The following is an 11,211-nucleotide window of genomic DNA, read 5'->3' on the forward strand; positions in this document are numbered from 1 at the left end:
CCTAGTGCCCACCTCATGGCCTAGACTGATCCGCATCTGCTGTCCTCCGCTTTTGCTCTTAAGGCCTCTTGCATGTCCGATCCTCGCTATCAGATCGACGTCAGCGTCGTCACCCGCTTCCTGGCGGAACAATCGCAACCCGAACAGAACCGCTACGCCTTTGCCTACACCGTCACGGTGAAGAACAACGGCCAAGTGTCCGCCCAGCTGCTGTCGCGTCACTGGGTGATCACCGACGGTGACGGCCATGTCGAAGAAGTGCGCGGTGCCGGCGTCATCGGCCAACAGCCACGAATCGACAGCGGCGCCAGCCATACCTACAGCAGCGGCACCGTGATGACCTCCAAGGTCGGCACGATGCAGGGCAGCTACCAGATGCTGGCCGAAGACGGCGAACATTTCGACGCCATCATTGCCCCCTTCCGCCTGGCGGTGCCGGGAGCCCTGCACTGATGGCAGCCTATGCTGTCGGCGACCTGCAAGGTTGCCTGGAGCCGCTTAAATGCCTGCTTGAGCGCGTAGCCTTCGACCCGGCCGAAGATCGGCTGTGGCTGGTGGGCGACTTGGTCAACCGTGGGCCGCAATCCCTGGAGACCCTGCGCTACCTGTATCGCCTGCGCGATTCCCTGGTCTGCGTGCTGGGCAACCACGACCTGCACTTACTGGCGGCCGGCAATAACATCGAGCGTCTGAAAAAGGGCGACACCCTGCGGGAAATCCTCGAAGCCCCGGATCGCGCCGAACTGCTCGACTGGCTGCGCAGGCAAAAGCTCGTCCATTACGATGAAAGCCGAAATACCGCCCTGGTGCATGCTGGCATCCCGCCGCAGTGGACCCTGAAAAAAGCCCTCAAATGTGCCGCCGAAGTCGAAACCGTCCTGGCCGATGACACCCTGTTCGCCACCTATCTGGACGGCATGTACGGCAATGAGCCAGTGAAGTGGGATAACGACCTGACCGGCATCACCCGCCTGCGGGTCATTACCAACTACTTCACGCGCATGCGCTTCTGCACCGCCGAAGGCAAACTCGACCTCAAGAGCAAGGAAGGCGCCGAAACCGCCCTGCCCGGCTACAAACCCTGGTTCGCCCACAAGGAGCGCAAGACCCGCGACACGAAGATCATCTTCGGTCACTGGGCCGCCCTTGAAGGCCATTGCGACGAGCCCGGCGTCTTCGCCCTCGACACCGGGTGTGTGTGGGGCGGGGCCATGACCTTGATGAACATCGACACCGGCGAGCGTCTGAGCTGCCAGTGTGAATCTCCCCTTCCCGTAACACAGCCGGCTGCCGCCAAGCGCTAGACGCCGCTTGCCGCCCGCCCAAGGAGCCCGCCATGACCGAATTCAAACGTATCCCCCCCGAACAAGCCCAGGCCCTGCGCGAGCAGGGCGCCGTGGTGGTGGATATCCGTGACCAGCCTACTTACGCTGCTGCCCACATCAGCGGGGCCAAGCATTTGGACAACGTCAATATCGCCGACTTCATCCGCGCAGCCGACCTCGACGCGCCGCTGATAGTGGCCTGTTATCACGGTAACTCCAGCCAGAGTGCTGCCGCCTATCTGGTCAGCCAGGGCTTCTCCGATGTCTACAGCCTGGACGGTGGCTTTGAGCTATGGCGTGCGACGTATCCTGCGGAAATTGTCACAGGCGATTCGCAATAATTTTTTTCAAACCCCGCTACCCCGCGTGACGCTTGGGCTCGCGCCGATTCTGACGAACGGTGCGCCCAAACTAATTCGGCATCTCGCCTTGACCTCCCGGATTCCCAACTATCATTAAGCGCAGGCCATCCAAAACAGGGGAGAGCCGGTACACCGGCGTGCGGGTCATCGGTAGCGTTTCAGGGTGTTCTGGGGGGAAATGGCCACGGCAAGCGCCACTGGCTGCCAGCATCGACTGATTGATCCGGCGTCGGCTCCACGTATCGAGCGAGGTGACGACGTCATGAGTATTTTTAGCCACTTCCAACAACGCTTCGAGTCCACACAGCAGGAAGAGCTCACGCTGCAAGAGTATCTTGAGCTGTGCAAAAAGGACCGCAGCACCTACGCGTCTGCCGCCGAACGCCTGCTACTGGCGATTGGCGAGCCGGAGCTGGTAGACACCTCCAACAATTCGCGACTGTCGCGAATATTTTCCAACAAGGTGATCCGCCGCTACCCGGCCTTTGAAGACTTCCATGGCATGGAAGAATGCATCGACCAGATCGTCTCCTACTTCCGCCATGCCGCCCAAGGCCTGGAAGAGAAGAAACAGATCCTCTACCTGCTCGGCCCGGTGGGCGGCGGTAAATCTTCCCTGGCCGAAAAACTCAAGCAACTGATCGAAAAGGTGCCTTTCTACGCGATCAAGGGCTCCCCGGTGTTCGAGTCGCCCCTGGGCCTGTTCAACGCCACGGAAGATGGCGCGATCCTCGAGGAAGACTTCGGCATCCCGCGCCGCTATCTCAATACCATCATGTCGCCCTGGGCCACCAAGCGCCTGGCCGAGTTTGGCGGCGATATCAGCCAGTTCCGGGTGGTCAAACTCTATCCGTCGATCCTCAACCAGATCGGCGTCGCCAAGACCGAACCAGGGGATGAAAACAACCAGGACATTTCGGCGCTGGTGGGCAAGGTCGATATCCGCAAGCTGGAAGAATTCCCGCAGAACGACGCCGATGCCTACAGCTACTCAGGCGCACTGTGCCGGGCGAACCAGGGCCTGATGGAGTTCGTGGAGATGTTCAAGGCGCCGATCAAGGTGCTGCACCCACTGCTCACCGCGACCCAGGAAGGCAACTACAACAGTACCGAAGGCCTGGGGGCGATTCCGTTCACCGGTATCCTGCTGGCCCACTCCAACGAATCGGAATGGCACACCTTCCGCAACAACAAGAACAACGAAGCCTTCATCGACCGGATCTATATCGTCAAGGTGCCGTACTGCCTGCGGGTCAGCGATGAAATCAAGATCTACGACAAGCTGCTGTTCAACAGCTCCCTGGCCAAGGCCCATTGCGCGCCAGACACCCTGAAGATGCTCGCCCAGTTCACCGTGCTGTCGCGCCTCAAGGAGCCGGAAAACTCGAATATCTACTCGAAAATGCGCGTCTACGACGGGGAAAACCTCAAGGACACCGACCCCAAGGCCAAGTCGATCCAGGAATACCGCGATACGGCGGGCGTGGATGAAGGCATGAACGGCCTGTCGACCCGCTTCGCGTTCAAGATCCTGTCCAAGGTCTTCAACTTCGACCCCCATGAGATCGCTGCCAACCCGGTGCACCTGCTCTATGTACTGGAGCAGCAGATCGAACAGGAGCAATTCCAGGCCGAAACCCGCGAGCGCTACCTGCGCTTCCTCAAGGAGTACCTGGCGCCGCGTTATATCGAATTCATCGGCAAGGAAATCCAGACTGCTTACCTGGAGTCCTACAGCGAATACGGGCAGAACATCTTCGATCGCTATGTGCTTTACGCAGATTTCTGGATCCAGGACCAGGAATACCGTGACCCGGAAACCGGCGAGATCCTTAACCGCGTAGCCCTCAACGAGGAACTGGAGAAGATCGAAAAACCGGCCGGCATCAGCAATCCGAAGGATTTCCGCAACGAAATCGTCAACTTCGTACTGCGCGCCCGGGCCAACAACAACGGCAAGAACCCTACCTGGCTCAGCTACGAGAAGCTGCGGGTGGTCATCGAGAAGAAAATGTTCTCCAACACCGAGGACCTGCTGCCAGTCATCAGCTTCAACGCCAAGGCCAGCAAGGAGGACCAGCAAAAACACAACGACTTCGTCACACGAATGGTCGAGCGTGGCTACACCGACAAACAGGTACGGCTGCTTTCCGAGTGGTACCTGCGGGTTCGCAAATCGCAGTAAGGCAGCGACAGGCGCGCGCTGCCGGGCCCCAGGCCTGGCAGCTGACCGCTTGTCTCTAAGCTTCCAGCTCGCGGCTTGAAGCTTGTAACGTGAAGCTGCCCGGAGGGCTCCCTATGAGCTATGTGATCGACCGACGCCTCAATGGCAAGAACAAGAGCACGGTAAACCGCCAGCGTTTCCTGCGGCGCTACCGTGACCACATCAAAAAGGCCGTCGAAGAGGCGGTGAGTCGTCGTTCCATCACCGATATGGAACACGGCGAGCAGATCAGCATCCCCGGCCGGGATATCGACGAACCGGTGCTGCATCACGGCCGTGGCGGCAAACAGACTGTGGTTCACCCGGGAAACAAGGAATTCACCACCGGCGAGCATATCCAGCGCCCTCAAGGCGGTGGCGGTGGTAAAGGTCCAGGCAAGGCCGGCAATTCCGGCGAAGGCATGGACGAGTTCGTGTTCCAGATTACCCAGGAAGAATTCCTCGAGTTCATGTTCGAAGACCTGGAGCTGCCCAACCTGGTCAAGCGCAACCTGACCGGCACCGACACGTTCAAGACCGTACGCGCGGGCATCAGCAACGAGGGTAATCCTTCACGCATCAATATCATCCGCACCCTGCGCTCGGCCCATGCCCGGCGTATTGCCCTGTCCGGCAGCAGCCGCGCCAAACTCAAGGAGGCCAAGGAAGAGTTGGCGCGCTTGAAGCGCGAAGAACCGGACAACTTCGGCGATATCCAGGAAATCGAGGCAGAAATCGAGAAACTCAGCGCGCGCATTCACCGCGTGCCATTCCTCGATACCTTCGACTTGAAGTACAACCTGCTGGTCAAGCAACCCAACCCCAGTTCCAAGGCAGTGATGTTCTGCCTGATGGACGTTTCCGGCTCGATGACCCAGGCGACCAAGGACATCGCCAAGCGCTTTTTTATCTTGCTGTACCTGTTTCTCAAGCGTAACTACGACAAGATCGACGTGGTGTTTATCCGCCATCACACCAGTGCCCGTGAGGTCGACGAAGAAGAGTTTTTCTATTCACGGGAGACCGGCGGCACCATCGTGTCCAGCGCGCTGAAATTGATGCAGGAAATCATGGCCGAGCGCTACCCGGCCAACGAGTGGAACATCTACGCCGCCCAGGCTTCCGACGGCGACAACTGGAACGACGACTCGCCCATCTGCCGCGACATCCTGGTCAACCAGATCATGCCGTTCGTGCAGTACTACACTTATGTGGAGATTACCCCCCGCGAGCACCAGGCCCTGTGGTTCGAATACGAGCGCATCGGTGAAGCCTTCGCCGATACCTTCGCCCAGCAACAACTGGTCTCGGCCGGCGATATCTATCCGGTCTTCCGTGAACTCTTCCAGCGCAGGTTAGTGACATGACCGCCAAAGAGCATAAGCGCCAACCCATTTCCACGGGGTCCGAATGGACCTTCGAACTGATCCAGGCCTATGACCGGGAAATCAGCCGTATTGCGGCCGGATATGCCCTGGATACCTACCCCAACCAGATCGAAGTGATCACCGCCGAGCAGATGATGGACGCGTATGCCTCGGTGGGCATGCCCCTGGGCTATCACCACTGGTCCTACGGCAAGCACTTCCTCAGCACCGAGAAATCCTACACCCGTGGCCAGATGGGCCTGGCCTACGAGATCGTGATCAACTCCGACCCGTGCATCGCCTACCTGATGGAAGAAAACACCATCTGCATGCAGGCATTGGTAGTCGCCCACGCTTGCTACGGTCACAACAGCTTTTTCAAGGGCAACTATCTGTTCCGTACCTGGACCGACGCCAGTTCGATCATCGACTACCTGGTGTTCGCCAAGCAGTACATCATGCAGTGCGAGGAACGCCACGGGATCGACGCCGTGGAGGATCTGCTGGACTCCTGCCATGCCCTGATGAACTACGGCGTGGACCGCTACAAACGCCCCTACCCTATCTCCGCCGAAGAAGAACGGCTTCGCCAGAAGGATCGTGAAGAGCATTTGCAGAAACAGATCAACGATCTGTGGCGCACCATCCCCAAACGCGCCGACAAGAACAGCGACAAGGACAATGCGCGCTTCCCCGTCGAACCCCAGGAAAACATCCTGTATTTTCTGGAAAAACACGCGCCACTGCTGGAGCCATGGCAACGGGAGATCGTGCGGATCGTGCGCAAGATCGCGCAGTACTTCTATCCACAGCGCCAGACCCAGGTGATGAACGAGGGCTGGGCCACGTTCTGGCACTACACGCTGATGAACGACCTCTACGACGAAGGGCTGGTGACCGACGGTTTCATGATGGAGTTCCTCACCTCCCACACCAGCGTGGTCTTCCAACCGGGCTTCGACAGCCCCTACTACAGCGGCATCAACCCCTATGCCCTGGGCTTCGCCATGTACCGGGATATCCGACGCATGTGCGAACACCCTACCGAAGAGGACCGCCGCTGGTTTCCGGAGATCGCCGGCAGTGACTGGCTATCAACCATCAAGTTCGCCATGAGCAGCTTCAAGGACGAGAGCTTTATCCTGCAGTACCTGTCGCCCCAAGTGATTCGCGACCTCAAGCTGTTCAGCATCATGGATGACGACCTCAAGGACGACCTGCTGGTACCCGCGATCCACGACGAGGCCGGTTACCGCACGATCCGCGAAACCCTGGCAGCCCAATACAACCTGGGCAACCGCGAACCCAACGTGCAGATCTACAGCATCGACATGCGTGGTGATCGCTCCCTGACCCTGCGTCACCAGCAGCATGATCGCAAACCCCTGGGTGAATCCACGGATGAAGTGCTCAAGCACTTGCACCGGCTGTGGGGGTTCGACATCCATCTGGAGACGCTGCAAGGCGACCAGGTCATGAAGACCCACCATGTTCCGCCGCGCAACGACCACAACGACAACGACTATGGCCGCCTGGACCTGGCCGTGGTTCACCTTTGACGCAGCAATGCCTCCATTGGCCTGGCACAGGCGTTATCCTGTAGGGCTAATGGAGGCTTTTTCATGCAAATCTACAAAGTCGGCGGAGCAGTGCGTGATCGCTTGCTGGGCATTGCCGTTACCGATATAGATCGGGTCGTTGTTGGCGCCACCACCGAACAAATGCTCGCCAAGGGCTATCGGCCCGTAGGCTCTGACTTTCCGGTGTTCCTTGATCCGAACAACAACGAGGAGTACGCCCTCGCCCGTACAGAGCGCAAAAGTGGCCGGGGTTATGGCGGCTTTGTGTTTCATGCCAGCCCCGAAGTCACGCTCGAACAAGACTTGATCCGCCGCGACCTGACCATCAATGCCATGGCCGAAGACGACGACGGCAACCTGACCGACCCGTATAACGGCCAGCGCGACCTGCAAGCGCGGGTATTGCGCCACGTCTCCCCGGCGTTCGCCGAAGACCCGCTGCGCGTGCTACGCGTCGCACGGTTTGCCGCCCGTTATGCCGGCCTCGGTTTTACTATCGCCCCCGAAACCCTGGAATTGATGCGCCAACTCAGTGACTCCGGTGAACTGGAAGCCCTGACGCCAGAGCGCAGCTGGAAGGAAATCTCCCGAGCCCTGATGGAAGATCAGCCACAGGTGTTTATCCAGGTACTGCGCGACTGCCACGCCTTGAAAACCCTGCTGCCAGAAGTGGATGCGCTGTTCGGTGTGCCCCAGCCCGAGGCCCACCACCCCGAGATCGATACCGGCATCCATACCCTGAGCGTGCTGGAGCAAGCCGCCCTGCACGCCCAACCCCTGACTGTGCGCTGGGCCTGCCTGCTGCACGACTTGGGCAAGGGCCTGACACCTGTGGATAAGTTACCCAGGCATATCGCTCACGAGCAGAGAGGCCTGAAGCTAATCAAAGCGGTCAATGAGCGCTTCAAAGTGCCAAAGGACTGCCAGGAATTGGCGCTGCTGGTCGGCGAGTATCACACCCATGGGCATCGGGCACTGGAGCTCAAGGCCTCGACCCTGCTGGAGTTGCTGCAGAGTTTTGACGTGTTCCGCCGGCCACAGCGCTTTGAGGAGTTTATCGTCGCCTGCGAAATGGACGCGCGGGGCCGCAAGGGCCTTGAGCAGAGAAGTTATCCACAGGCGGATTATCTACGGGGTGCTGCGCAGGTGGCGCGAGGTGTTGCAGTGGCGCCACTGCTGGAGAAAGGCTTCAAGGGCCCGCAACTGGGCGAGGCACTCAAGCGTGAACGGCTCAACGCCCTGAAAGCCTACAAAGAACAGCATTCAGTGTAGGAGCGGGCTTGCCCGCGATGGCGTCAGCAGCATCCCCGCAAACCAGAGGGCGCCGTCGCCGGCAAGCCGCCGCCTACAGGCCCTGGGTGAGCTGCTGGTCGCGCCACTTGAAGGCAACCGGGGCCAGCACCTGATCGATCTGCGCGTCGCGCCACAACGCGGCGAACGTTTTGCCCACCTCCGGATGCACGCGCTCTGGCGCCATCAACGACAGCGGCCACAACACAAAGGCGTTCTTCAGGATTTCCGCACGCGGCAACACCAATCCATCGAAGTTACCGCTCAGGTCGCCATACAGCAGCACGTCGATATCCAAAGGCAGACCCTTGCGATCCGGCGCATAGCGACCATTATCGGCCTCGATGAACTTCAAGCGGCGATCCAGTTCCATCAAGGGCAAATCGGTATATGCCGACACCACCAGGTTGAAAAACGGCCCGCTCTTGATTCCCACTGGCTGGCTTTCGAACACCGCCGAGCAGCGCAAGTCCGTCAAAAAGCCCGCCAACGCGTCAAGGCCCGCACACAGATGGGACTCGCGCTCGATATTGCTGCCAAGACCAAGGTAAACCTGAGTTAGCGACATCCGCGCTCGATCTCCACGCCCACGCCCTTGGCGGCCGGGACGGCACCGGGCTTGGTCAACTTGAGGTGCAGCCAGGGAATCTGGAACTCTTCCATCAGGACTTGCGCCAGGCGCTCGGCAAACGTTTCCACCAGTTGGAATTGCGCCTGCGCGGCGAAGGCCTGGATACGTGCGGAAACACTGGCGTAATCGAGCGCCAGGGTCAGGTCATCACCGGCCGCGGCGGGGCGATTGTCCCAGGCGAAACTCAGGTCCAGGCGCAGGCACTGACGGATACCTCGCTCCCAGTCGTAGGCCCCGATCACGGTGTCGACTTCCAGGCCTTCGATAAACACTCTGTCCAAGCACTCTTCTCCACAGCACGACAAGGGCGCAATGCCCCGTTAGAATCAAGGCGTCCTCGCCCGGAATAGTTAGCATGTCTTGGTTACTGGCGACCCTCGCCTACCTGCTCGGCTCGCTGTCCTTTGCCATCTTGCTCAGCCGCCTGACGGGAAATCCCGACCCGCGAATGAGTGGCTCAGGCAATGCCGGCGCCACCAATATGTTGCGCCTGGCCGGCAAAAAACTCGCCGTGCTGACCTTGTTCGGCGACGTCTGCAAAGGCCTGCTGCCGGTACTGATAGCCGATCTGGCTGGCCTCTCCCTGCAACAACAGGCCTGGATTGGCGTATGCGCCGTGCTCGGCCATCTGTTCCCACTGTACTTTCGCTTTCGCGGCGGCAAGGGCGTCGCGACGGCGGCCGGCATGCTGCTGGGAATCTACCCACCAGCGGCGTTGCTGGCCATTGCCGCCTGGTTGCTGACGTTCTACCTGACCCGCACCAGCTCCCTCGCAGCGTTGATCGCCACCCCCCTGACCCTGCCACTACTGGCCTGGCAGGAGCCGGCAGCGCTGCTGCCGATGAGCGTGCTCACCCTGCTGATCGTCTGGCGCCATCGCGGCAATTTACGCGACCTGTTTGCCGGGCGCGAACGGCATTTTTAAATATGCCCGGTGAGCCCGGCTCATGTTCGTCTGCTCACAAGGGCGGCAGCTGCTCCATCGGCCAGCGCGCCTGCACGCTGATGGCCAGGCTCTCGTGCTGGCCTGCCTGCAAGCGCTGGCATCCGGCAAAGGCAATCATCGCGCCGTTATCGGTACAGAACTCGGGGCGCGCGTAAAACACATCGCCCTTCATGTCGCCGAGCATTTTCTCCAGGGACAGACGCAAGGCCTTATTGGCGCTGACGCCGCCCGCAATCACCAGGCGCTTCATCCCGGCCTGCTTCAAGGCGCGCTTGCACTTGATGGTCAAAGTCTCCACCACCGCCTGCTGGAACGCCAGAGAGATGTCGCAACGGGCTTGCTCACTGTCGTCCCCGGCGCTGACGCTTTGCTGCCAGGTGTTCAAGGCCGAGGTTTTCAAGCCACTGAAGCTGAACATCAAGCCTGGGCGATCACACATGGGACGGGGGAAGGTATAGCGCCCAGCCACACCTTTTTGCGCCAGGCGTGCGATTTCCGGACCGCCGGGGTAATTGAGGCCCATCATCTTGGCGGTCTTGTCGAACGCTTCACCGGCGGCATCGTCCAGGGTTTCCCCCAGAAGCGTGTACTGACCGATTGCATCGACCTGAACCAGCTGCGTATGGCCGCCCGAAACCAACAAAGCGACGAACGGGAACTCGGGCGGGTTTTCTTCCAGCATGGGCGCCAGTAAATGGCCTTCCATATGGTGCACACCAAGGGCTGGAATACCCCAGGCAAATGCCAGCGCCTGGGCGCAGGAAGCCCCAACCAGCAGGGCCCCGACCAATCCAGGGCCAGCGGTGTAGGCAATGGCATCGATCTCGGTCGCGACACAATCGGCCTCGTCCAACACCTGGCGGATCAATGGCAACATGCGTTTGACGTGATCACGGCTGGCCAGCTCCGGCACCACGCCACCATAGGCGCGATGCAGGTCTATCTGACTGAACAGTGCATCGGCCAAAAGCCCGCGTTCACTGTCGTAAAGCGCGACGCCGGTCTCGTCGCAGGAGGTTTCTAAGCCCAGTACTAACATGGGTTTGCGCCTTGTAGAGGCTGAATTCGAAGGCGCGCATAATAGTCGCCATGCCCCCTCCCGACTAGCGGTTTTCGATCAGAGGCTTTGCATTCCGGGCAATGAGGGGTTAACATCCGCAACCCTTAAAAACCGACGACCTCAGCCGCGAATTTTTTGCGACGAGAACGTTGATTCCCGGTAATGAAAGAAGGTAGCTCTGGATGCCAGCCGTCAAAGTAAAAGAGAACGAACCCTTCGACGTAGCTCTGCGTCGTTTCAAGCGCTCCTGCGAAAAAGCCGGTGTTCTGGCTGAAGTTCGTAGCCGCGAATTTTATGAGAAGCCAACTTCTGAGCGTAAACGTAAAGCAGCAGCCGCTGTTAAGCGTCACGCCAAGAAAGTTCAGCGCGAACAGCGCCGCGCCGTTCGTCTGTACTAATACACAGACGTTCGTAGCAAGCTTCTGCCAAGCCCGGCCCTCAGCCGGG

Annotated in this window: 12 protein-coding genes; 9 read left to right on the forward strand and 3 right to left on the reverse strand. The window is 59.7% G+C overall.

The window, feature by feature from the left end:
• The first annotated feature begins 72 nt into the window (after positions 1-72).
• From apaG to GDV60_RS24715, 7 genes are all read left to right on the forward strand, one after another.
• Positions 73-453 carry a Co2+/Mg2+ efflux protein ApaG gene (apaG, locus tag GDV60_RS24685; RefSeq protein WP_133715459.1) on the forward strand — a complete coding sequence of 127 codons (381 nt, stop codon included), beginning with the start codon at positions 73-75 and terminating at the stop codon, positions 451-453.
• Positions 453-1,304, forward strand: coding sequence for a symmetrical bis(5'-nucleosyl)-tetraphosphatase (locus tag GDV60_RS24690; RefSeq protein ID WP_029296816.1), 852 nt, complete (start codon positions 453-455; stop codon positions 1,302-1,304). Before apaG ends, GDV60_RS24690 begins: the two co-directional genes overlap by 1 nt.
• Positions 1,305-1,336: 32 nt before the next feature.
• The gene (gene glpE, locus GDV60_RS24695) at positions 1,337-1,666 is read left to right on the forward strand and encodes a thiosulfate sulfurtransferase GlpE (RefSeq protein ID WP_092230873.1); all 330 of its coding nucleotides are present in this window, start codon (positions 1,337-1,339) and stop codon (positions 1,664-1,666) included.
• Positions 1,667-1,949: 283 nt separating this feature from the next.
• Positions 1,950-3,872, forward strand: coding sequence for a PrkA family serine protein kinase (locus tag GDV60_RS24700; RefSeq protein WP_017739508.1), 1,923 nt, complete (start codon positions 1,950-1,952; stop codon positions 3,870-3,872).
• A gap of 113 nt (positions 3,873-3,985) precedes the next feature.
• Positions 3,986-5,257, forward strand: a complete 1,272-nt coding sequence (locus GDV60_RS24705) for a YeaH/YhbH family protein (RefSeq protein ID WP_029296821.1) — start codon at positions 3,986-3,988, stop codon at positions 5,255-5,257.
• A complete protein-coding gene (locus tag GDV60_RS24710) occupies positions 5,254-6,816 on the forward strand; it encodes a SpoVR family protein (protein WP_029296823.1) in 1,563 nt (520 codons plus the stop codon). Before GDV60_RS24705 ends, GDV60_RS24710 begins: the two co-directional genes overlap by 4 nt.
• Before the next feature lie 63 nt (positions 6,817-6,879).
• Positions 6,880-8,109, forward strand: a complete 1,230-nt coding sequence (locus GDV60_RS24715) for a multifunctional CCA addition/repair protein (RefSeq protein ID WP_159908984.1) — start codon at positions 6,880-6,882, stop codon at positions 8,107-8,109.
• Between the two features lie 73 nt (positions 8,110-8,182).
• On the opposite strand, the gene folK is transcribed toward GDV60_RS24715, so the two are convergent.
• Together folK and folB are read right to left on the reverse strand one after the other, a co-directional pair.
• Positions 8,183-8,695, reverse strand: coding sequence for a 2-amino-4-hydroxy-6-hydroxymethyldihydropteridine diphosphokinase (gene folK, locus GDV60_RS24720; protein ID WP_070994512.1), 513 nt, complete (start codon positions 8,693-8,695; stop codon positions 8,183-8,185).
• A complete protein-coding gene (folB, locus tag GDV60_RS24725) occupies positions 8,686-9,039 on the reverse strand; it encodes a dihydroneopterin aldolase (RefSeq protein ID WP_092230882.1) in 354 nt (117 codons plus the stop codon). The genes folK and folB overlap by 10 nt, the downstream gene beginning before the upstream one ends.
• A 74-nt stretch (positions 9,040-9,113) precedes the next feature.
• Between folB and plsY the strand changes: the two genes are divergently transcribed.
• Entirely contained in the window at positions 9,114-9,683 is a 570-nt protein-coding gene (plsY, locus tag GDV60_RS24730) for a glycerol-3-phosphate 1-O-acyltransferase PlsY (RefSeq protein ID WP_029296831.1), read from the forward strand.
• Between the two features lie 34 nt (positions 9,684-9,717).
• Here plsY and tsaD read toward each other — a convergent pair whose 3' ends face one another.
• Positions 9,718-10,743, reverse strand: coding sequence for a tRNA (adenosine(37)-N6)-threonylcarbamoyltransferase complex transferase subunit TsaD (gene tsaD, locus GDV60_RS24735; RefSeq protein WP_159908986.1), 1,026 nt, complete (start codon positions 10,741-10,743; stop codon positions 9,718-9,720).
• Positions 10,744-10,946: 203 nt separating this feature from the next.
• Here tsaD and rpsU point away from each other — a divergent pair, with 203 nt between their 5' ends.
• A complete protein-coding gene (gene rpsU / locus GDV60_RS24740) occupies positions 10,947-11,162 on the forward strand; it encodes a 30S ribosomal protein S21 (RefSeq protein WP_002551877.1) in 216 nt (71 codons plus the stop codon).
• The last annotated feature ends 49 nt before the right edge of the window (positions 11,163-11,211 follow it).

The organism is Pseudomonas sp. DTU12.1, assembly GCF_009873475.1.
Classification (GTDB): Bacteria; Pseudomonadota; Gammaproteobacteria; order Pseudomonadales; family Pseudomonadaceae; genus Aquipseudomonas; species Aquipseudomonas proteolytica.